The 21,691-nt window shown below is 59.4% G+C and carries 20 protein-coding genes; 9 read left to right on the top strand and 11 right to left on the bottom strand.

The window, feature by feature from the left end; translation table 11 throughout:
* Positions 1 to 129 precede the first annotated feature (129 nt).
* On the bottom strand, positions 130 to 579 hold the full coding sequence (locus HMPREF2935_RS11755) for a DUF2631 domain-containing protein (RefSeq protein WP_061923190.1): 450 nt from the start codon (positions 577 to 579) through the stop codon (positions 130 to 132).
* Between the two features lie 158 nt (positions 580 to 737).
* Between HMPREF2935_RS11755 and dxr the strand changes: the two genes are divergently transcribed.
* From dxr to map, 5 genes are all read left to right on the top strand, one after another.
* Entirely contained in the window at positions 738 to 1,904 is a 1,167-nt protein-coding gene (gene dxr, locus HMPREF2935_RS11750; RefSeq protein ID WP_070733337.1) for a 1-deoxy-D-xylulose-5-phosphate reductoisomerase, read from the top strand.
* 15 nt (positions 1,905 to 1,919) lie between these two features.
* A complete protein-coding gene (locus HMPREF2935_RS11745; protein WP_083313239.1) occupies positions 1,920 to 3,230 on the top strand; it encodes a M50 family metallopeptidase in 1,311 nt (436 codons plus the stop codon).
* Between the two features lie 9 nt (positions 3,231 to 3,239).
* The gene (gene ispG / locus HMPREF2935_RS11740; RefSeq protein WP_061923181.1) at positions 3,240 to 4,403 is read left to right on the top strand and encodes a flavodoxin-dependent (E)-4-hydroxy-3-methylbut-2-enyl-diphosphate synthase; all 1,164 of its coding nucleotides are present in this window, start codon (positions 3,240 to 3,242) and stop codon (positions 4,401 to 4,403) included.
* Positions 4,404 to 4,505: 102 nt separating this feature from the next.
* The gene (locus HMPREF2935_RS11735) at positions 4,506 to 6,362 is read left to right on the top strand and encodes a penicillin-binding transpeptidase domain-containing protein (RefSeq protein WP_061923178.1); all 1,857 of its coding nucleotides are present in this window, start codon (positions 4,506 to 4,508) and stop codon (positions 6,360 to 6,362) included.
* 79 nt (positions 6,363 to 6,441) lie between these two features.
* Complete coding sequence (gene map / locus HMPREF2935_RS11730; RefSeq protein WP_061923176.1) at positions 6,442 to 7,311, top strand: type I methionyl aminopeptidase; 870 nt, start codon at positions 6,442 to 6,444, stop codon at positions 7,309 to 7,311.
* Positions 7,312 to 7,483: 172 nt separating this feature from the next.
* On the opposite strand, the gene HMPREF2935_RS11725 is transcribed toward map, so the two are convergent.
* The 4 genes from HMPREF2935_RS11725 to HMPREF2935_RS11710 all read right to left on the bottom strand — a co-directional run bounded on the left by HMPREF2935_RS11725 (position 7,484) and on the right by HMPREF2935_RS11710 (position 11,070).
* Positions 7,484 to 7,840 carry a hypothetical protein gene (locus HMPREF2935_RS11725; protein WP_070433243.1) on the bottom strand — a complete coding sequence of 119 codons (357 nt, stop codon included), beginning with the start codon at positions 7,838 to 7,840 and terminating at the stop codon, positions 7,484 to 7,486.
* A 33-nt stretch (positions 7,841 to 7,873) separates the two neighbouring features.
* Complete coding sequence (locus HMPREF2935_RS11720) at positions 7,874 to 8,248, bottom strand: hypothetical protein (RefSeq protein ID WP_070433242.1); 375 nt, start codon at positions 8,246 to 8,248, stop codon at positions 7,874 to 7,876.
* Between the two features lie 340 nt (positions 8,249 to 8,588).
* Entirely contained in the window at positions 8,589 to 9,980 is a 1,392-nt protein-coding gene (mtr, locus tag HMPREF2935_RS11715; protein WP_070733335.1) for a mycothione reductase, read from the bottom strand.
* A 55-nt stretch (positions 9,981 to 10,035) separates the two neighbouring features.
* Positions 10,036 to 11,070, bottom strand: coding sequence for an alpha/beta hydrolase (locus HMPREF2935_RS11710; RefSeq protein ID WP_061923164.1), 1,035 nt, complete (start codon positions 11,068 to 11,070; stop codon positions 10,036 to 10,038).
* A 317-nt stretch (positions 11,071 to 11,387) separates the two neighbouring features.
* On the opposite strand from HMPREF2935_RS11710, the gene mqo reads away from it, so the two are divergent.
* A complete protein-coding gene (gene mqo / locus HMPREF2935_RS11705; RefSeq protein WP_070733333.1) occupies positions 11,388 to 12,890 on the top strand; it encodes a malate dehydrogenase (quinone) in 1,503 nt (500 codons plus the stop codon).
* Between the two features lie 9 nt (positions 12,891 to 12,899).
* Here mqo and HMPREF2935_RS11700 read toward each other — a convergent pair whose 3' ends face one another.
* Together HMPREF2935_RS11700 and HMPREF2935_RS11695 are read right to left on the bottom strand one after the other, a co-directional pair.
* Positions 12,900 to 14,234, bottom strand: coding sequence for a protein adenylyltransferase SelO family protein (locus HMPREF2935_RS11700; RefSeq protein ID WP_070733331.1), 1,335 nt, complete (start codon positions 14,232 to 14,234; stop codon positions 12,900 to 12,902).
* A 2-nt stretch (positions 14,235 to 14,236) separates the two neighbouring features.
* Positions 14,237 to 15,052 (bottom strand): PhzF family phenazine biosynthesis protein, encoded by an 816-nt coding sequence (locus HMPREF2935_RS11695; RefSeq protein ID WP_070433308.1) that lies wholly within the window; start codon positions 15,050 to 15,052, stop codon positions 14,237 to 14,239.
* A 56-nt stretch (positions 15,053 to 15,108) separates the two neighbouring features.
* Here HMPREF2935_RS11695 and HMPREF2935_RS11690 point away from each other — a divergent pair, with 56 nt between their 5' ends.
* The gene (locus HMPREF2935_RS11690) at positions 15,109 to 16,416 is read left to right on the top strand and encodes a DUF4921 family protein (protein WP_179294359.1); all 1,308 of its coding nucleotides are present in this window, start codon (positions 15,109 to 15,111) and stop codon (positions 16,414 to 16,416) included.
* A gap of 17 nt (positions 16,417 to 16,433) precedes the next feature.
* On the opposite strand, the gene yaaA is transcribed toward HMPREF2935_RS11690, so the two are convergent.
* A complete protein-coding gene (gene yaaA / locus HMPREF2935_RS11685; protein WP_070733328.1) occupies positions 16,434 to 17,174 on the bottom strand; it encodes a peroxide stress protein YaaA in 741 nt (246 codons plus the stop codon).
* Positions 17,175 to 17,205: 31 nt separating this feature from the next.
* Here yaaA and HMPREF2935_RS11680 point away from each other — a divergent pair, with 31 nt between their 5' ends.
* On the top strand, positions 17,206 to 18,975 hold the full coding sequence (locus tag HMPREF2935_RS11680; RefSeq protein ID WP_070733325.1) for a proline--tRNA ligase: 1,770 nt from the start codon (positions 17,206 to 17,208) through the stop codon (positions 18,973 to 18,975).
* A 450-nt stretch (positions 18,976 to 19,425) separates the two neighbouring features.
* On the opposite strand, the gene HMPREF2935_RS11675 is transcribed toward HMPREF2935_RS11680, so the two are convergent.
* On the bottom strand, positions 19,426 to 19,761 hold the full coding sequence (locus tag HMPREF2935_RS11675) for a transglycosylase family protein (RefSeq protein ID WP_061923146.1): 336 nt from the start codon (positions 19,759 to 19,761) through the stop codon (positions 19,426 to 19,428).
* A gap of 208 nt (positions 19,762 to 19,969) precedes the next feature.
* Here HMPREF2935_RS11675 and HMPREF2935_RS11670 point away from each other — a divergent pair, with 208 nt between their 5' ends.
* Entirely contained in the window at positions 19,970 to 20,347 is a 378-nt protein-coding gene (locus HMPREF2935_RS11670) for a DoxX family protein (RefSeq protein ID WP_062044078.1), read from the top strand.
* Here the strand turns inward: HMPREF2935_RS11670 and HMPREF2935_RS13730 are convergent.
* Entirely contained in the window at positions 20,316 to 20,510 is a 195-nt protein-coding gene (locus HMPREF2935_RS13730; protein WP_201054749.1) for an MMPL family transporter, read from the bottom strand. The two genes, HMPREF2935_RS11670 and HMPREF2935_RS13730, sit on opposite strands and share 32 nt — an antisense overlap.
* Before the next feature lie 282 nt (positions 20,511 to 20,792).
* Positions 20,793 to 21,680, bottom strand: a complete 888-nt coding sequence (locus HMPREF2935_RS11665; protein WP_070733323.1) for a hypothetical protein — start codon at positions 21,678 to 21,680, stop codon at positions 20,793 to 20,795.
* Between the last annotated feature and the right edge of the window lie 11 nt (positions 21,681 to 21,691).

The following is a 21,691-nucleotide window of genomic DNA, read 5'->3' as shown; positions in this document are numbered from 1 at the left end:
CATTCACGCCGCCCAACCCATTCACGCCGCCCAAGCTCGCCTTGGGCGGCGCTTCAGCTATAAAGCGCATAAAAATCTCCCCGTCACCCAACAGCAACGTGGGTGGCGGGGAGTATTTCGCGTATGCGCTTAGTGCATTGCCTTGCGGGCTGCACGAGCGGTGCCGCGCTCGACGCGCAGGTGGGAAACGCGAGCTGGGTCGATGTTCAGGGCGCGCAGCTCTGCGTCGTTAAGCTCAGCGTAGGAGCCGGAAACCGTCTTCTGGTCATATACCCAGTCCGGCTCAACGTGGCCAACCGGCTGGTTGCGAGCGGTGACGGTGCGCACCTGGGAGAGGTTCGGGCGCAGGGCGAAGATGATAAGGCCCAGAGCAAGAACGACGGCAAGAGCGATGAGCCAGACGGTCTCAACGTGGCCCTTGTGGTTACCGAAGTTGTAGGCCAGCAGGAAGAGTACAGAAATCCAGCCAGCGATCTGAACGCCAGAGCGGCTGATGCGGGACCAACCAAAACCTGCGGACGGGACGTCCTCAGTGGAAACGCCGTCGAAAACCTGCGGTGCCGGCTTGTGGGAAGACACTTGCTCTCCTTTGCGTGTACATGGCGCACTCTGCGCGCGCACATGAAATGCCATTTATTCTGTGTAGTAGTTTAAATCATCCTCGCCGCGTTAGCGAAGAAACACCCCCGGCAATTTCGCTCACCCTATTTTGGCCGCGGCTCGCTAGGGTTGGAGAGGTGAGTACACAGCGCATTCTTATTCTCGGGTCCACGGGCTCCATCGGCACCCAGGCACTGGAAGTTATCGCCGATAACCCGGATAAATTCCAAGTAGTCGGCATCGCCGCGGGCGGTTCCAACCCGCAATTAGTGATAGAGCAGGCCCGTGCTCTCAATCTTTCGTTTGACCACGTGGCGGTGGCTAGTGAGCAGGCTGCACGCGAAGTCTCCGCAGCCTTGGGAGGCCCGGTGCGCACGGGCGCGGATGCCGCTGAGCAGTTGGTGCGCGAAGTCGAAGCAGACAAGGTGCTCAACGCCTTGGTGGGCTCGATGGGCCTGCGCTCTACCATCGCCACGCTGGAGCAGGGGGCGTTTCTTGCTCTGGCCAATAAAGAATCTCTGGTGGCCGGCGGCCATATTGTCACCCGCATGGCAAAGCCGGGCCAGATCATCCCGGTCGATTCCGAGCATTCCGCCATGGCGCAGTGCCTGCGATCCGGCGCGGAAGGGGAGCTGGACAAGCTCGTGTTGACGGCTTCGGGTGGCCCTTTCCGTGGCCGCACGCGTGAGGAGATGTGGGACGTGACCCCGCAGCAAGCGGCGCAGCACCCCACGTGGTCCATGGGGCAGATGAATACGCTTAATTCCGCGACCTTAATTAATAAGGGCTTGGAGCTTATCGAGGCAACCTTGCTCTTCGACATTGCCCCCGAGCGCATCGACGTTACGGTGCACCCGCAGTCCATCATTCATTCCATGGCTACTTTCAAGGATGGCTGCACCATTGCTCAGGCATCGCCGCCTTCGATGAAGCTGCCGATTTCCCTGGCGCTGGATTGGCCGCATCGCGTGCCCGGTGCGCAGCCGGCACTCGATTTTTCCAAGGCGCACGATTGGCACTTTGAGCCGCTTGACGACGCCGCGTTCCCCGCCGTTTCCCTTGCCCGTGCCGCGGCGGAGGCGGGTGGCACGCATCCGGCGGTCTACAACGCCGCGAACGAGGAGGCTGCGGCGGCTTTCTTGGCAGGCCGCATCCACTTCCCAGAGATCGTCGACGTGGTTGACAAGGTCGTGGGGGAGGCCTCCCAGTTCGCTGGTGTACCCTCATCCGTCGATGATGTAATCGCCGTTGAGGGCGAGGCCCGCCGGCGCGCAAACGCGTTGGTGGACACTTTGGCTAACTAGAAAGCTTTCACCACTATGGCAAATATCCTGGGCATCGTTTTATTCGCCCTGGGAATCGGTATCACCGTTGCTTTGCACGAGGCTGGACACATGTTCAGCGCTCGTGCTTTTGGCATGCGTGTGCGCCGTTTCTACATCGGCTTTGGCCCCAAGATCGCGAGCTTTACTCGCGGGCACACCGAGTACGGCCTAGCGGCCTTCCCGGTGGGCGGTTTCTGCGACATCGCGGGCATGACGGAACAAGATGACTTCCTCACGGAGGAGGAAGAGCCGCATGCGATGTACAAAAAGCCGGCATGGCAGCGCGTCATCGTGATGGCTGGCGGCATCATGGTCAACCTCTTTTTGGGTTTTGTCATCTTGCTGCTCATCGCCATGACGGCGGGCATTCCGAACCCGGATGCAGACGTGCGCCCACGAGTGGGCGAGGTGGTTTGCTCGGCAGAGCAGAACCAGCAGGGCGAGTTTGCGGACTGCCAGGGCGAGGGGCCTGCGGGCAAGGCTGGAGTGAAGGTCGGCGACATCGTCGTGGCCTTGGACGGCAAGCCTTTGGAAAGCTTTGCGCAGCTGCGTGAGGAGGTCTTCCCGCGCCCGGGGGAGAAGGTGCAACTCGAGGTCGAGCGCGATGGCCAGCACAAGACGCTGGAGATCACTCTGGATTCGGTCAAGCTTTTGAATCAGGAGGGTGCGCTTGTCGACGCCGGCTCCATCGGCCTGGTCAACCAGACGGTAGATACCACGGAAAAGCATGACTTTATCGGCGCCTTCCCGGCCACGGCGCGTTATGCGGGCTATGTCTTAGACGCGACTGTCGACGGCATCATTCAGTTCCCGGCCAAGGTACCTGGGGTAGTGGCCTCCATCTTTGGTCACGAGCGCGATGTCAACGGTCCGATGTCCGTGGTTGGCGCTTCCCGGGTAGGCGGCGAGCTGGTGGAGCGTAGCCTGTGGTCGACCTTCTTCATGATGCTGGCGACGCTGAACTTCTTCCTGGCTTTGTTCAACCTCATTCCGCTGCCGCCTTTTGATGGCGGTCACATTGCGGTCATCATTTATGAAAAGATTCGCGACGCCATCCGCCGCTTGCTTGGCAAGGAGCCGAAGGGTCCGGCCGACTACACAGCCTTGATGCCTATTACTTATGCCATCGCGGCCGTGCTGATGGTGGTTGGTGCGCTCATCATCGTCGCCGATGTGGTCAACCCGATCCGCCTCTTCGGCTTAGCGCTATTGCTCGCCTCGGGCGCAGGGCGGGCAAGAGGCGCACCACTTAGCGGTGCTAAAGTGGTGACGTTAAATCCCCATTTAAATTCCATGCTTGGTTAAGGAGCATTCATGTCGACCCCAATCGGTCTTGGTATCCCAGACGGCCCACCTCCTACCTTGGCTCCGCGACGCAAAACGCGTCAGCTTTTCGTAGGCCCTGTTGGCGTTGGCTCCGAGCACCCGATTTCGGTGCAGTCCATGACCACCACCAAGACCCACGACGTTAACGCCACGCTGCAGCAGATTGCGCAGCTGACCGCCACCGGTTGTGACATCGTGCGCGTTGCTTGCCCGAAGCCAGTCGACGCCGAGGCGCTGCCTGCGATTGCGAAGAAGTCGCCGATCCCGGTCATCGCGGATATCCACTTCCAACCGAAGTACATCTTCCAGGCCATCGATGCCGGCTGCGCGGCTATCCGCGTGAACCCGGGTAACATCAAGGAGTTCGACGGCCGCGTCAAGGAAGTTGCTAAGGCAGCCGGTGACGCTGGCATCCCGATCCGCATCGGCGTCAACGGCGGTTCCCTGGATAAGCGCCTGCTCGAAAAGTACGGCAAGGCCACCCCAGAGGCTCTCGTCGAGTCCGCTATCTGGGAGGCTGGCCTCTTTGAGGAGTATGGCTTCGGCGACATCGCAATTTCCGTGAAGCACTCTGACCCAGTCCTGATGGTTGAGGCTTATCGCCAGCTGGCTGCGAAGACCGATTACCCGCTGCACCTCGGCGTTACCGAGGCAGGCCCGAAGTTCATGGGCACCATCAAGTCCTCCGTGGCTTTCGGCGCCCTGCTTTCTGAGGGCATTGGCGATACCATCCGCGTTTCGCTTTCTGCCGATCCGGTTGAGGAAATCAAGGTTGGTGACCAGATTCTGCAGTCGCTAAACCTGCGTCCACGCAAGCTGGAGATCGTCTCCTGCCCGTCCTGTGGCCGTGCCCAGGTGGACGTTTATAAGCTCGCCGAGGAAGTTACCGCCGGTCTCGAGGGCATGGAGTTCCCGCTGCGCGTGGCTGTTATGGGTTGTGTTGTTAACGGCCCAGGTGAGGCTCGCGATGCTGACTTGGGTGTTGCTTCCGGCAACGGCAAGGGCCAGATCTTTGTCAAGGGCGAGGTCATCAAGACTGTCCCTGAGTCCCAGATTGTGGAAACCCTCATCGAGGAAGCAATGCGCATTGCTGACGAGGAAGGCTTGGAGGCCGTCGAGGGTGCCAAGGCTGAGGTCCGCGTAACCCGCTAGAGCCCACAGAAAACTCAGCATAAAACACGATAAAAATTGTCCGCTTCACACTTCGGTGTGGGGTGGACTTTTTGTCTCTTTCGGCTGCTAGTATGCCGAAACATGAGAAAGATGGTGGCGCTGCTATGTGCGGCTTCGTTTGGGGCTAGCTCGCTGGTGGCGTGCACGCCGAAACCTGTTTCGGCGGAGCCTGTTGCGGAAAAATTCATCGCGGACATGGAAGCCCGCAACAACGATGAGCTGGCAACGCTGGTGGATAATCCGGACGCCACCACGTCTACGCTGGATGCCACCTACTCGGGCCTGCAGGCAGAAGGTCTTGATATTGAGCTTGGTGATGTAACCCAGGATGACTCGCACGCCACGGCCAAGTACAAGGTGACGTGGGATCTGCCCAAGGACCGCACCTTGAGCTACGACACCGAGATGACCTTGACCAAGAAGGACAAGGACTGGCAGGTGCGCTGGCAGCCGAGCCTGGTTCACCCGAACTTGGGAGCGCATCAGCACTTGGAGTTGCGCGCCATTGACGCCAAGCGTGCGAGCGTGGTTTCCTCCGACGGCGTGGAGCTACTATCGCCGGGCCTGCAGTACCGCGTGGTGGTGGACAAGGAAAAGGCGGGGGATATGCGCCCGCTGGCTGCCAAGATTTCAAGCGCGTTGAACCAGGCGCATGCCCAGGACGATTCCGTGCCTGAGAAGGACGCGGGGGAGTTAGCTAAGGAGCTGGAGGGCTCTGAGGGCAATAGCTACTCGGTGACGATGCTCAATGAGGCCCAGGCGGAGCAGGTGCGCCCGCAGTTGGAGCACATCGAAGGCGTGCGTTTGAACGAGGAGCCTGCGATGGTGACGAGGGAGACGGGCCTGGCCCCGGATATCCTGGCGCGCGTGCGCTCGATTGTTTCGGATGAGGTCGAGGGCAATTCTGGTTGGTCTATTTCGGTGGTCAATGAAAACGGTGCCGCGCTTAGCGACGTCGAGCTGCATCAACCCGAGGAATCTCCCTCCATTCGCGTTGGCTTGGACTACAATGTGCAGCGCGCGGCCCAGGAAGCGGTGAACATGCGCGCTGACTCCGAGGCGATGCTCGTTGCCATCCGCCCCTCCAACGGTGAGATCCTTGCCGTTGCGCAGACTGAGCAGGCAGACAAGAAGGGTGATATCGCGCTGCAGGGTCAGTTCCCTCCGGGCTCGGTGTTCAAGATCATCACGGCCTCGGCCGCGGTGGATAAGCAGGGCGCTACGGCGGATACCATCGTCCCGTGCCCGGGCACGATGAATCTGTTTGGCCGCACCGTCACCAACTACAACGGCTTTTCGCTGGGCAGCGTGCCGATGCGCCAGGCTTTTGCACAGTCTTGTAACACCACCTTCGCTGAGGTCTCGACCAACTTGAAGGAAGGCGAGCTGGCGAAGACGGGCAAGGAGTTCGGCCTGGGCATTGATTACGACATCCCGGGGCTGACCACTATCACGGGCTCCATTCCAGAGGGCAAGACTCCGTTGGAGCGCACCGAAGCAGGATATGGCCAGGGCGCGGACTTGGCTAGCCCGTTCGGCATGGCCTTGGTTTCTGCAACGGTGGCGGCCGGCAAGACGCCGATGCCGACTCTGCTGTCGAACCACAAGACGAAGGCGTCTGAGGACGCCCCGGCACCTGACCCGCACGTGCTGGAGAATGTCCGCGACATGATGCGCGCGGTGGTCACCGGCGGTACTGCATCGGGCATGAAGGCCGGCGGCACCATTTACGGCAAGACCGGTGAGGCTGAGATCAACGAAGGCTCCCACGCCTGGTTCACAGGCTACCGCGAAGATGACATCGCCTTCGCCACGCTCGTTGTCTTGGGCGGTGGTTCCGATACCTCGGTCAACATCACCGACAACTTCCTGCAGAAGCTCGACGCTTACCGCGCCGAGGGCAACGGTTCGGCGCCCGCGCCACAAGAAGGCGAATAGAACGCACAAAACCCAGCTCTAGCCGCAGCACTTAACCTGGTTAGCCGCGGGGTGGGGAACAGGACTAACATGGTCAAACATGAGTAATCGCGCAAAATTGACCCCTCAGAAGCCCACCCCGATCCGTACCGTTCCGGATTCCATTGAGCGCCCGGAGTACGTCTGGAAGGAAACCGTCCAAGAAGCAATGGGTGAGCCTTTCGTTCAGACCCCTGAGACCATTGAGGCCATGCGCGAGGCATCCAAGATTGCCGCTAACGCCCTGCAGGAGGCCGGTAAGGCTGTCGCTCCTGGCGTTACGACTGATGAGCTGGACCGCATCGCGCATGAGTACATGCTGGATCATGGTGCATACCCTTCGACGCTGGGTTACATGGGCTTCCCGAAGTCCTGCTGCATCTCGCTGAACGAGATCATCTGCCACGGTATCCCGGATAGCACCGTGATTGAGGATGGCGACATCGTAAACATCGACGTCACCGCATTCAAGAATGGTGTCCACGGTGATACCAACGCTACCTTCCTCTCCGGAAACGTTTCTGAGGAGCACAAGCTCCTCGTTGAGCGCACCCACGAGGCAATGATGCGCGGCATTAAGGCGGCAAAGCCAGGCCGTGAGGTTAATGTCATTGGCCGCGTTATCGAGTCTTACGCCAACCGCTTTGGCTACAACGTTGTCCGTGACTTCACCGGCCACGGCGTTGGCCCTACCTTCCACAACGGCCTCGTGGTTCTGCACTACGATTCCACCACGTACCGTGACATCCTCGAGCCAGGCATGACCCTTACCATCGAGCCGATGATCAACCTCGGTTCCCTTGATTACGAAATCTGGGACAATGACTGGACCGTGCAGAACGTTGACGGCAAGTTCACCGCACAGTTCGAGCACACCCTCGTCATCACCAACGACGGCGCCGAAATCCTCACGCTGCCAGACGAGAACTAACCGAAGCTAGAAACCTAAGCCAACACTATATAGTGGCGCCCTCCATCTTGGAAGGCGCCACTTTTTCTATCTGACCCGACTCAATACTGAGCCCAGATACGCGAAAAGCGCTCCGTCCCCAAAAGGGGAGGAGCGCCAGCGCTTTGAAAGTCCTAGAACCTTCTACCGTGAATTAGCGGCGGAAGATTGGGTCCAGGATGTGCTGCGGCAGGATGCCGGTGTAGACAGCCTGGTTGTAAGCAGCGATCAGGCCACCGATAGCAGCAACGATGCCAGCAGCGATGGTGCCATCGCGCCAAACGAGGGACCAGGGTGCGTCGTTGTTCTCGTCATTGGTCTCCTTGCCAAGAAGATCGGTGCCGACAACCTCTTCATCAGCCTTCAGCCAGTCACCGAGCTTGGAGGAACCAGAGAAAGAGGAGGTCTGGGACTGGGTGTCAGGCTCTGCTGCGGACGCAGCGGAAACGCCGCCGAAAGCGACGGTGGTAGCAGTTGCGAGTGCAACAGCAGCGGTACGGAAGTTACGCATTATTTTGCCTTTCGGAATTCTTGATAGTGCTGATTAGCGAGCGAACGGGCCGTGAACGATGAAGTTGTAAACAGGGCCGATGACGCCGCCAACGAGAGCGCCGATGCCGCCAACGATGGTTGCAGCGTAGAGAGCCTTAGCCCATGCCGGAACTGCGGAGAAGTCCTTGGAGGAACCAAAGATGTCGCGGCCATTGGTGGCCTGATCGTTCTCGAGATCGATCTTGGAAGACAGGGAGCCTTCGCCCTTGGTCTCGCCTTCGGAGTTTGCCAGGTCGTTGGAAGAACCAGCGAAGATTCCGTCGTAGGAGGAACCGTCAGCGGTCTCAGCAGCGGAAGCAACGGTGGTGCCGCCGAATGCTACAGCGATTGCGGTTGCGCCGGCGAGGGCTGCATTGCGGATACGCATATCAAAAATCCTTAAATGTCGTACTTGCAAGGCTTTCGATGGAAAACCTAAGTGTTTTGTGGAAACTACTTCCGAAATTGCTTTCAGAGCATTTCCAGAAACACACGGTCGCCGGTTTAATATCGGCTCGAGCCGGTGTCCTCAATCAAGTTAGCCCATATGCACTTAAATTGCACGTCACGTCTGTAATTTGATTTAGAAAGTTTTCGGGGCTGCCCCCGAAACCTATCGGATTTACAACGATGGATTTCGGGATGGTCCCCGCGCTCAAGTGGGCAAACTCTCTTTCTGGGGCTTCCCCGTGGGGGTGATTGTGATGTTGGTCACGTAATGCAGTCATTTACCAGTTTAATCCAAGGACTGCGTTTTCTACGAGCTCTGGCAGAGCTGGATGGACCCAGTATTGCTTCCGAGCAAATGTGCGCATGTCAACGTCGTAAACCATGGCGGTGATGAGTTGCTGGATTAGCGTCGATGCTTGGGGTCCCATTAGGTGTGCGCCTAGTAGGCGGCCGGTTTCTTTGCAAGCGATTAGCTTACAAATTCCTGAATTATCTTCCATGGCCCATCCATAGGCAACATCCCCGTAGTTCTGAACCTTAACGGTAATGTTGTACCCCTGTTCGAGGGCTGCTTCCTCCGTTAGACCAACGCTCGCGATCTGCGGATGGGTGAAAACAGCCGCCGGGACGTGCTCATGCGGCATAGCCTGAAGCTCCTCAGGGTGAAGGAGGTTGTGCTGCACCGTGCGCATCTCTGCATTCGCAACGTGCTTGAGCATGTAGGGAGACGAGACGTCGCCAAGCGCCCAAACGCCCTCCACGGAGGTGCGGCCAAACTCGTCGACCTTGATGCGGCCGTCCTCACGGATCTCAATGCCTGCCTTGTCCAAGTCCATCAAGTCGCCGTTTGGTTTGCGGCCCGTTGCCACCAAGATTGCCTCGGCCTCAACTGTGGAACCATCCTCCAGTGTCAGCGCTACACCTTCCGCAGTCTCCTCCAGTCTCTGGGCATTCGCGATGCGAACATCGAAGCGCTCACGGGCGAGCTTGTTGAAGCGCTCCACAATGTCGTGGTCCAGGTGGCGCAGGAGCTTCTCGGAACGGTTGACCACCGTGACCTTCGTACCAAGACCATCGAAGACGTGGGCAAACTCCATGGCAATGTAGCCGCCGCCCACGATAATCAGGCTCTCCGGCTGCTTAGGCATGCGCATGATGTTCTCGTTCGTATAGAACTTCACGCCGGAATCCTTGTATACCGCAGGAATAGATGGGCGAGAGCCCGCCGCAATGACGACCTGCTCGCCAGTAATGACTTCATCGCCCACCGCAATTGCCTTGGGGCCTAAGAACGTGGCGTGCTTGTCAAAGACCGTAATATTCGGCGTCTCATCGCCGCGTCGGTAAGCCTCGCCGCCCTCGGCAATCTTGTCGATGCGGTTGACGAAGACGCGCTCAATAATGGATTCCCAGTCCACATTATTTACCTGCGCATCAATTCCCAGGCGCTTTCCCTCTTTCGCTGCGTGCGCCAAGTCGGCTGCGTAGACGTACATCTTCGTCGGAATGCAACCCACGTTCAAGCAAGTGCCGCCAAAGGTTCCTTCCTCGACGATTGCGATCTTCTTATCCTCGAAATCCTCCGAAGGAATCGAGTTGCCGGAACCGGTACCGATAATGATCAGGTCGAAGCGTTCAGCGCCCGGGAAAGTGGAATCTTGCGAAGTCATTTTTCTCCTTATTATTTAGGAAACGTTTAGGGTGCCTTTATTCAGTTTGTTTTAGCTAGGGTTTGAGTATGCCCGGCAACCATTCATCGACTACGTGGAAGGCCTCGTCGCGGATCGGCTCCCGAGACAAGAACACGTCATGGCGCGCGCCCTCAATCGGGTGCAACGTGTAGTGCGTGCCCAGCTCCTTGGCCCAGCGCTGCGTTTGCTTGACATCAATTACCGCGTCCACGTAGTTGATTTCCTCCGAATACGGTGCAGTGAAATTCGACTTGGTAGACGTCAGCGTCAGGATTGGCACACCGACATCGATGCGGCCGGAGTGGATGGCGTCGAATGCCTTAAACACCGCGCGGATCCATCCCATATATTTCTTGTGGCCCGCCAGGGGCTTCTTCTCAAGGTCATAGTTCCACTCGCCATAGCGGCTGGAATGGATGGAATCACCGAATGCCGTGAGATTGCCGCCGTAAAGCGGAAGAGTGGGGGCGAGCTTGCCCAAAGCGAAGATGGCTGGTTTGAGCACCGTGTAAGCCGGCTTCGGCACACCCATCATGTCAAGCCATGGGCTATTGAGGATAAGCCCTGCAATGCGGTTGTGGCGCTGCTCGTCGCAACGGCGCAACTGGTCAAGCCACAGCGGAAGGATGCAACCCGCGGTGGAGTGGCCCAAGAACACGACCTTGTCCTGCGGGAGGGCGTCGAGTGCCGCGTTTAAGTCCAAAAAGTAGTGGTGCATGTTCGTGATGTAATGCCACTTCTGGTTCGGCTTCCGGGAGCGGCCGCACTTGCGAAGATCGAGGGCGTAGAACGCGTAACCCTTCTCGTGGAAGTGCTTTGCCACGTGCGCCTGGAAGAAGTAATCGGTCATGCCGTGAACCCACACGACGGCGACCCGGCTATCTAACCCGGTGTGCTCGGCGTCTTGTCGGTCCGTGGCTTCGTCGGCGTCGTTCGCGGTGCCTGTATAGCGAATCAAGGTGGCCTCGACTTCGCCTTCGCCGTCGGGGTCGGCGCCTAGGGGCAAGGCCGCGGCTTGGAAACCCGTGCCCAAAATGTCTTGTTTCCATTGCAGAGTTGACTCAGTCATATGTACAGTCTAGGCAAAGTGGGGTGATACGGACTGTGAAAAACGGACATTTTCCCGGTTGAAGAATCCCAATTTCTACATTCAGGGCGTATGGTGGTTTGGTAATGCGTGACGCGTCCCTTGTTATGTGCCGTTGTCAGCGACAAAGGATTAGGGCAGTTGCCTGGCCTTTGCGTGACCAAAGCCGCCGCGGGCTTTGTTCTCCTGATAGTGGAATGTAAAAGGTGGGCGAGAACGTAAGATACTAAAGGCTCTTGTTCACCAGCGAGAGCTTTGTCCAGGAGCAATAACTTTCAATCTGAAGAGGTAATAGCAAGGTGTCCTCCGACAAGAAGACAGCACAAGTTGTAGATGAGGTAGATGTAGCCCTCGTAGGCGCCGGTATCATGAGCGCCACCCTGGGCGCTATGCTCCGCGAGCTGGAGCCAAGCTGGACCCAGATGGTCTTCGAGCGCCTCGATGGACCTGCTCTGGAGTCCTCCTCCCCATGGAACAACGCTGGTACCGGCCACTCTGCGCTGTGCGAGCTGAACTACACCCCAGAAAAGAACGGTCGCATCGACATTTCTAAGGCTCTGGGCATTAATGAGAAGTTCCAGGTTTCTCGCCAGTTCTGGTCTCACCAGCTCAACAACGGCATCCTGACCGATCCGAAGGCATTCATCAACCCGGTCCCACACGTGTCCTTCGCACAGGGCTCCATCCAGGTTGATTACCTGAAGCGCCGCTTCGAGGCCCTCAAGGACAACCACATGTTCCCGAACATGCAGTTCTCCGACGACGACGCAGTATTCCAGGAGAAGCTGCCGCTGATGTCCGAAGGCCGCGACTTCAACTCCAAGAAGGTTGCAATTTCTTGGACCGAGGCAGGCACCGACGTAAACTTCGGTGCACTGACCAAGCAGTTCTTTACCGCTGCAAAGGCTTCCGGCACCGAGATCCGTTACGGCCACGAGGTCGTTGACATCAAGCGCGACGGCTCCACCTGGAAGGTTTACGCCAAGAACCTGCACACCGGTGACTACTCCGTGGTCCGCGCGAAGTTCGTCTTCGTTGGTGCTGGCGGATACGCACTCAATCTGCTGCGCAAAGCAGGCGTCCGCGAGGTCTCCGGCTTTGCTGGCTTCCCAGTTTCCGGCCTGTGGCTGCGTTCCAAGAACCCTGAGCTGGTCAAGCAGCACCACGCGAAGGTGTACGGCAAGGCTGCCGTCGGCGCTCCTCCGATGTCTGTTCCGCACCTTGACACCCGCGTCATCGACGGCGAAGAGGGCCTGCTGTTCGGCCCATACGGTGGCTGGTCTCCGAAGTTCCTGAAGAAGGGCTCCTACCTCGACCTCTTCAAGTCCATCCGCCCGGACAACATTCCTTCCTACCTCGGCGTTGCCGTGCAGGAGTTCGGCCTGACCAAGTACCTGGTTTCCGAGGTTCTCAAGGACTTCGACAAGCGCGTCGAGGCGCTGAAGGAATACGTTCCTTCCGCAGACCCAGCAGACTGGGAGACCGTCATCGCCGGCCAGCGCGTTCAGGTCATCAAGTCGGCCGCTGCACCGCACTTCGGCTCCCTCGAGTTCGGCACCACCCTCGTTAACAACCCAGAGGGCAACATCGCCGGCCTACTCGGCGCTTCCCCGGGCGCTTCTATTACCCCGGCCGTCATGATCGAGCTGCTTGAGCGTTGCTTCGGCGAGAACATGATCCAGTGGGGCGACAAGATCCAGGAGATGATTCCTTCCTATGGCATCAAGTTGGCCAAGGATAAGAAGCTCTACGACGAGATGTGGGACTACACTCAGAAGACCCTCAAGCTCGACGAGAAGTAAAAACTTCGCCTAAGTTCCGCAGTACGTCCGGTAGCCCTCAAGGTTGCCGGGCGTTTCGTATTTGGCGTTGGGCGCAAACGGGCGAGTAATGGCGTCCAAGAATTCTTGGAAGGCGTCAATGTCGAGCAGCGCTTCCTCCACGTTGTGCGGGCGCGGGATGATCCGCGGAACAGTACTGTTCTTCTGGCCGCCGGGCGGATTCGTCGGCTGCGTACCGTGCAGCTTCTCCCACAGCTCTAGGTTGGCCAGCGTGAAGTCCGGCTGCTTTTCTACCAGCTCGGTGAAGTACTCACTGCGGAGATTAGCGTGCTTGCTAGCGCTGACTTCAGCATCGGTGCCGATGCCAAAGCGCTTGACGAAGTCGCGCTCAAGTTGAGAAGCGAAGCGCTCGTGGTAGCTGTTGATGGTTTCTTGGGCGAAGTTGATGGCCTCGTTGGGGGAGGCGTCGAAAAGCGGCAACATGCTCTCCGCCAGACGCGCGAAGTTCCAGCTCAGGAAGTCGGGCTGGTGTCCAAAGCGGTAACGACCGCGGGTATCGATGGAGCTAAAGCAAGTATCAGGATCGTAGGTCTCCATGAAGGCGCACGGTCCGTAGTCGATGGTCTCGCCAGACAGGGTGGTGTTGTCCGTGTTCATCACGCCATGGATGAAACCTACGTGCTGCCAGGCTACGACCGTAGCAATCTGGGCGTCGAGGGCGCGGGTAAACAGCTCCTTGTAGCTCGCGCCAGGGTAATGCCGGGCGATCGTGAAATCCGCCAGCTGCTGTAGCTGGCCTGTTTGCGCCGCGTAGTGGAAAGAACCGATGCGGATGTGGCTGGCAGCTACTCGCACCAAGATGCCGGCTTCCTCCTCCACCTGGCGCTGGATGCGCCGGCCAGTAGAAAGGACCGCTAGCGAGCGCGTCGTCGGAATGCCCAGCGCGTGCATCGCCTCCGAGAACAGGTACTCGCGCAACATAGAACGGACTGTTCCGCGCCCGTCAGCCCCAGGGCGCGAGTACGGGGTAGGGCCGGTTCCCTTCGCATGGAGATCGCGCAGGCCTTCCGGAGTCTCGATTTCACCCAGTAGTAAGGCGCGGCCGTCGCCCATGCGCGGATTGAATTGGCCGAATTGGTAACCGGCATAGGCCATCGCGTGTGCCGGGCTATCCTCGCTGCGCCCGCAAAGGAAATCGATTCCAGCGGGGCTGCGCAGCCACTCTGGGTCGAGGCCCAGCTCAGTAGCTAGATCCTCGTTCAAGATGAGCAGGCGGGGCGCAGGTTGCTGCTCGCCGCGGCTTTCCCGCGCCATGCCGGGAAGGTGCTTAGCAAAGGTGTGGTGCAGTTCGAAGGGAAGTGACATGCCTAAACCTCCAAGCTTCCGCGAACTCGTACGTGGACGTTTCCACCGACCCAGACATTAGCGCCGTCGTCAGTAATATGCACCAAGCCGTTCCTGCCAAGCTGGCTGCCCTGCCGTGCGGTGTAACTAGCCGGTACCAGGCCCCGCTCGCGCATGAATTGGGCTGCCGCGCCGTTGAGAGATCCTGTGACTGGGTCTTCGAAACTAGGGGTAAATGCCCGTATCTCGTAGAGCGGTTGACCTGCTTGTTGAGGGGACTCAAGTCCCACGACACCGACCTTGATGTCGCGCGCGTTGTTGGGCTGCAGTGTGCGGACCGCGGCGGCGTCGCGAAGCTGCACCAGGCGCCAGCCGGGGCCGTTGTCTGCCCATGCGGCGTCGTAGATTTCGGCCTCATCGATGCCGAGTGCTGCGGCGGACTCGCTCAGCTCGGCCGCGCTCAATGGCCCAGATTTGTAAAGCGCGGGGGTGGCAAAGGAAAAGACTTCCCTTTCTTCCTTGATGTCTACCAGCCCAACGCCGCATTCCTGAACGAGGTCGCCTGTATGTCCAGTGAGCTCGCAGAACACCCGTGCTGTGCCCAACGTGGGGTGACCTGCGAAAGCGAATTCTTCGTGCGGCGTGAAGATACGCACCCGGTAGTCAGCGTCTGCGGTCGTAGGGCGCAACAGGAACGTCGTCTCCGAGAAGTTGATCCAGTTAGCAATGCGCTGCATCTGCTCGGTCGAAAGCTCATCCGCCCCGGCGATGACAGCTAGTGGATTGCCGCTAAAGGCCGTGGTGGCGAAGACATCGACTTCGAAGTAATCAAGGTGCATGGCCACCAGCTTACGAGCCCGCGCAAGCCGCCATGCCGCGGTCTATCCTATGGAACATGAGCGAAGCACTTTTTAGCCGCATCGAGCCAATTCAAGTAATGGCGGATGGCACCGTCAAACAGGTCAATCCCTTCTCCGGAACCGAGGTATGGACCGTTCCAGGCCGCGGGAATCGTCCGTTTGCGCATACCGCCTCTAGCTCCCAACCGCTGGCTGCCGATGCCGCGCGAAACACCTGTGCTTTTTGTTCTTCGCGCAAGCTGGAAACCCCGCCTGAGAAATCACGCATCTTAGCCTCTGGCGAGATAGTGCGTGGGGTTGCGCCAGATTCGTTGGATGCAACCCAGCCTGCTTTTAGGCGCGTACCGAACCTCTTTGAGATCGTCTCCTTCGACTACTGGAAGGCCAACTACGAGTATGAGATGGACGCGGAGACTAAAGAGAGGATGGAGGGCTACATTGCGAATCCTGTAGGCCGCGAGCACGTTCTAAACATCGTGCGGACGAAGCTCAGGGCGGCCGGTCGAGATGCGGACCTAGGGGAGCAGGAACTGCTTACACACGCCGGCTGCTTTTTCGGTGGCGGTCACGATGTCATCATTGGCGCGCGCCACTTTGTGGACGGTGCTACCGATGATTCGCAGTTGGCCTCGTCTGGCACGCTCAGCCCCGACGAGCATTTCCTCTTTACTTCGTTTACCGCAGACTCCATGCGTGACCTTTATGAGCGCAACCGCTACGCCGACTATGTGGTGGCCTTCCAGAACTGGCTGGCGCCCGCCGGGGCTTCCTTTGACCATCTGCACAAGCAGCTGGTGGCCATAGATGACCTCAGCATGTCGGCCGCGCATGAAAACGACATCCTGCGTGCACACCCCAACATGTACAACGACTGGGCCGTAGGCTACGCGGCGCAGCACAACCTGGTGATTGCAGAAAACGATTATGCGGTACTCTTTGCCGGTTTTGGCCATCGCTATCCCACACTGGAGATCTTCTCCAAGTCCGAGCACTGCGAGCCGTGGAAGCAAACGCCTGGGGAAATCCGCGGAATGTCTGACCTTATCCACGCGGCCCATGCGGCAGTTGGCCCCGATGTGGCCTGTAATGAGGAATGGCACCACAAGGCGCCATCGGTCGACCTCGCGCAGCCGTGGCGAGTGATGATCAAACTGCGCGTGTCCACGCTGGCCGGCTTTGAGGGCGGGACCAAGATTTATATCAACACCATCTCGCCGTGGGGATTGCGCGACCGCATCGTTGATTCGCTGTACCGCCTGCGCGAGCGAGGCAAGCTTGCCTCCGGGATTGCGATTGCCACCGAATGCAGCCTAGAGCGCAATAGCCTGCGCTATAACAGCTAATTTGCCGGTGTTCGGTCCTAGGAGTCAAGCACGAGCACCAATTCTGGGGCGCGCTCGCTGCCGCGGATTTCCGTCTCCCACTCGGGGAAGCTTGCGGCGGCTGCGGAAAACTCCTCGAAGGGGGTTGGAAGCACCGGCTGGCTGAGCACGTGGCGGGCGAGTAGGCCCTTGTAGTGCTTGTTGAAGTGAGAGATGACCTTGCGCGAGCCATCAGGCTGAACCGATTCCACGCGAACCGTGGCCGCCGTCTTGAGCTTGCCCAGCTGCTGGTAGGTGCCAGAGCGCATATCGACCACCAGCTCATGGGCCGCGACTTCCTCCAAGGCCTCAGTGATCGCCTTACCCCACCAAGACTTCATAGTGTTTCCACTCAGCTTCGTTCCGCCGGAGAGACGATAATGCGGAATCAGATCATCGGCGCGGACGATGCCGAACAAGGCGGAGCCGATGGCTAGGTGGGAACGAGCGGCGTCGGAAAGCGTGGCGGCATCCAGCGCGTCATAAAGCACACCCGTATACCGTTCGATGGCCGGCAGGGTAGGAGAGCTATAAATTACCTGGTTGGCCTCGGCCTCCCCGCGGAGCTTTTCCGAGAGCTTTAGCTGAATCATCGCCTCATCCACCTCGAGAGAGGCAAGCGCCTGCGCGATCTCCTGGCGCGCCGGGTTCAGCGAGGGGAAGGACAATGCTCCGAAGTCGAGCGGGGCACCGGTGCCGCCGGGGGCTTTCGTCTCAGAAGGAGGGAGGAGAATGAGCATAGCTAAATACTAGCGGGGTAGAGTGCTAGGCATGATTACTCGCCTTTCGAATCTCTTCCTTCGCACCTTGCGCGAAGATCCGGCAGATGCCGAAGTAACCAGCCACAAGCTCCTCGTTCGTGCAGGCTACGTCCGCCGCGCCGCGCCGGGCGTTTACACCTGGCTGCCACTCGGCCTGCGCACCCTGTCCAAGATTGAAGACATCGTGCGCGAGGAGATGAACGCAATCGGCGGCCAGGAGATGCTCTTCCCGGCCCTTTTGCCGCGTGAGCCGTATGAGCAGACCCAGCGCTGGACCGAGTACGGCGATAACCTCTTCCGCCTGAAGGACCGCAAGGGCGCAGACATGCTGCTCGGCCCGACGCACGAGGAGATGTTCGCCTCGGCGGTAAAAGACATGTACTCCTCTTATAAGGACTTCCCGGTTACCCTGTACCAAATCCAGACCAAGTACCGCGATGAGGAGCGTCCGCGTGCGGGCATCCTCCGCGGCCGCGAGTTTGTGATGAAGGATTCCTACTCCTTCGACATGAGCGACGAGGGCCTGGACGAGTCCTACCAGCGCCACCGCAAGGCTTACCAGAACATCTTCAACCGTCTGAAGATTGATTACGCCATCTGCAAGGCAACCTCTGGTGCCATGGGAGGTTCCGCGTCCGAGGAATTTCTGGCTGTCTCTCCGGCAGGTGAGGACACCTTCGTACGCGCCACGGAGGGCGAGTACGCGGCTAACGTTGAGGCCGTGGTTACCCCTGTGCCGGAAGAAAAGGCAATTGAAGGCCAGGCAGAGGCGAAGGTTTACCAGACGCCTGATGCTGCGACCATTGACTCTTTGGTGCAGTGGGCTAACTCTGAAGGCATCGAGGTTGAAGGCCGTGCGGTGGAAGCCGCTGACACCCTGAAGTGCATGGTTATCAAGGTGGCACAGCCTGCGGCAAGTGAGGAAGAAAAGGAATGGCAGCTAGCTGCTGTTCTGATTCCGGGCGACCGCGAGCTAGACGAAAAGCGCCTTGAGGCCTCCCTTGAGCCTGCCGAGTATGAGCTGGCCGGTGACGAAGACTTCAAGAAGAACCCATTCCTGGTTCGCGGCTACGTGGGCCCGCGTGCGCTCAACGCAAACGACGTGAAGGTTTATGCGGATCCGCGCGTGGTGAAGGGCTCTTCCTGGATCACTGGTGCTGATGAGGCTAATCACCATGTGGTGGGCTGTATTGCTGGCCGCGACTTCGAGGTTGACGAGTTCATCGAGGCCGCCGAGGTCAAGGAAGGCGATCCGGCACCGAACGGCATGGGCACCCTGACCCTGGAGCGCGGTATCGAGCTGGGCCACATCTTCCAGTTGGGCCGCAAGTACACCGAGGCATTCGATGTTCAGATCCTGGATGAGAACGGCAAGCGTGCGGTTCCGACCATGGGCTCCTACGGCATCGGTATCTCCCGCATGATGGCTGTCTTGGCCGAGCAGATGGCTGACGAGAAGGGCCTGCGTTGGCCGGTTGAAGTTGCTCCTTTCCAGGTGCACGTGGCTGTGGCGAACAAGGACGCCGCTGCGCTTGAGGCAGGGCAGAAGCTGGTCGAGGACCTGAATGCTGCTGGCATCGAGGTTCTCTTTGACGACCGTCCGAAGGTATCTCCGGGCGTGAAGTTCAAGGACGCTGAGCTGCTGGGTATGCCGTTCATCGCCATCCTTGGCCGCTCGTTTGCCGATGGCATCATCGAGCTGCGCATCCGTGGTGGCGAAACGCTTGAGGTGCCAGCTGAGCAGATCGTGGACAAGCTCTTGGAGCTCGTGCGCGGTTGAGGCGTGCCGTTAGAGTGCGCTGTTGGCGCGTGCTGTTAAGAGCGCGCTGTTAAGGCGCAGGTACCGCTGTATGTAAATAAGGCTTCCAATCTTGTGATTTGGGGGCCTTATTTGCATATATAAGTACCTGGCAGTTGGGGTCACTCCGGCCGCGCGGGTTCGCGGGGCGTTTCCGTGTGGGGTGGTGCGGTTTGTGGGGTGCGGTGCGCTTTGTGGGGTGCGGTGCGCGGGGGTTGAGGTGAGCCGCTAGAGGGTGAGTACCGCTCTGTGTAAATAGGGCAGCTGTTTGCCGTGTTTTAGGCGGCCTATTTGCACACAGAAGTACGTTGATGGGGGATGCAAAGCGGTCCGTTGATGGGGGATGCAAAGCGGTGGGTTGCTGTGGATACGCGAAGGCCCTGCCCCTTTCGGTTCGAGGGGCAGGGCCTTATGGCACGTATGAGTGTGGCTTTAGTAGCCGCCTACCGGGCCACCACAGTTTGGCCAAGCACCGGCGCCCTGGGTAGTCAGGACCTGCTCGGCAACAGCAATCTGCTGCTCTTTTGTTGCCTGGTCAGCGGTTGGGGCGTACTGCTGGCCGCCGAAGCTGCTCCAGGTCTGTGCATTGAACTGCAGGCCACCGTAGTAGCCGTTGCCCGTGTTGATCTGCCAGTTACCACCGGACTCGCATGCTGCAACCTGTTCCCATGCGGAGGCCGGGGCAGCGTTTGCGGCAGGTTGCGCCAGTGCGGCAACGCCCATTGCAGCGGCAGCGGACAGGGTTGCAAACTTCTTCTTTGAACGCATTGAGAAAGTTCTCCTTCTCTTTGTGTCATTAAAGGAACACCCACGCGGTATCTCCGGTGTGTCCATGGCCAACCAACGTAAAAGCGGTGGGAGGGCCCTCGCAATGAAATGCGTCGTAAAGTTTGCTGCTCATTGTCTGGCCGCTACTCAGTAAGCCTTAAGCGGCTGTGGGCTCGGTGGAGAAAACTCGGCGATGTAGAGTCAGGGCATGGCTATTGATTGGAAGCGTGCCCGTGCCCTTACGTTTGGCTCTGTGATGCTAAGCATGGGCACGCTGCACTTTGTGAAGAAGGAAGAATTTGAATCCATCGTGCCGCCGCGTCTGCCAGGCGGTGCGCGGTTCTATAACTATGCCTCAGGTATCTGGGAGCTGGCCACCGGTGCAGCAGTAATTAATGAGCGCACACGTTCCGTCGGCGGCTGGTCCGCAGTAGCACTGTTGCTCGCGGTATGGCCCGCCAATATGTATCACGCCCGCAAGGATTGGAATCAATCCTCCACGGGCGTAGGTAAGAAGCTCTATCACGCGCTGCGTCAGCCAGCACAGTTGCTGATTATTCGCGAGGCGTTGCAGCTTGTGCGCTAGCGCTGTTCGTAGCAGCCCGCTTTAGGTGTGCGGGCCACCAGAACTTCTCGCCGAGGATCTGGACCAAGGCCGGTACCAAGACGGTGCGCACGATGAGTGTATCGAGTAGAACACTCCGAGCGACCCGGCGGGTATCGGCTCGGGCATCCTCGCGGCCGCGGATTCTTCGTCAGCTAGCTGGGAGTCGGGGTCGCCTACCAGTACAGAGCCCTCGCTGCGGGTGCCGGCGTGCTCACCGAAGTACTCGCGCAGCTGGGTGACCTTGTCGGCGCTTTCGGTAGAGGTCCCGGCCGTTACCTGGACTGGCACGATGGCTGAGTTGCCGTCCTTGCTAGGGATGAGCGAGCCATCTAAAGTGGCGTATTTTCTGGTGAGACACCCTGGCCATTGTAAAAGCCCAGCCTTAAGGCGGGGCCCGAAGATTTGTTTAGGGATTCACGCTTTTCTATAAACCGCGGGATTGGGCAGCAACGGCGATGAGCCAGTTGCGCCAGGCCACGCGTTCCTCGCCCTCGGCAGTGGGGGCGGCGGCTTGTGACGCGGCAGAAGACCACTCGAGGGAGTCATTCCACCCCAGGTGGTCGACGAAAGCTTGGGCGGAAGCAGCGTCGCTAGGCAGCGGCATTTCCTCAGGCGTTGGCTCGTAAGCGGGGGCCGGTTGGGGGACTTCGCCAAGCGGGGCGAGTGCCTTTTGCAGCGCTGCGATGCGCTTTTCGTGCATCTCGAGGCGGTCATCGATGTTTTCTTCCATCGACGGCGCGGCGTAGGAGCGGGCGAAGTCCAGGCCGTAGACCTGCTCGTATTCCCATTCCAGAAGCTCTCGGGCGCGGGCGGCTTCGCTGGGATCAAGCTCCGGGGACTCCGGCAGCTGGGAAGGCTCCCACGCGTCCAAGATGATGGCCTGGTTGGTCACCAGCGCGCGGGACTCCGCGCTGACCTCGCTCAGGGCGTCGCGGGTATGCACCGCGGCTTGGTCCATGACTTCGATGACATCAATATTTTCTGCGGCCGGCTCTTGGTCGGCGGCCTGCGGGTCGCGCTGGACCTCGCAGGAGCGCGGGGCAGCGCCTTTCTCGTTGCGGCCGCAAAGCCGCTCGACCTCGGCATAAAGGGCGTCGGCCTGCTCGGAGCGCAACTGCGAAGCGTGGGGATCGACCGCAGCGAGCTGCTGCGCGTCCGCGTCGGCGCTGCGGCCTAAGCCCACGAGTGCCTCATCGGGACGGGGGCCAAAGTAGTCGACGATGGAGTCGACGGCTTGGCATCCGCTCAGCGCGGGCGCGAGTGCGCCAAGGGCGGTAAGCGTTGCGATGGGGGCTAGGGCACGGCGGTTCACGCAAAAGACCT

This window comes from Corynebacterium sp. HMSC076D02 (assembly GCF_001813815.1).
In the GTDB taxonomy this organism is placed as follows: Bacteria; Actinomycetota; Actinomycetes; order Mycobacteriales; family Mycobacteriaceae; genus Corynebacterium; species Corynebacterium simulans.
Note: the sequence above shows the minus strand (reverse complement) of the source record. Positions and strands in the feature narration are given on the sequence as shown.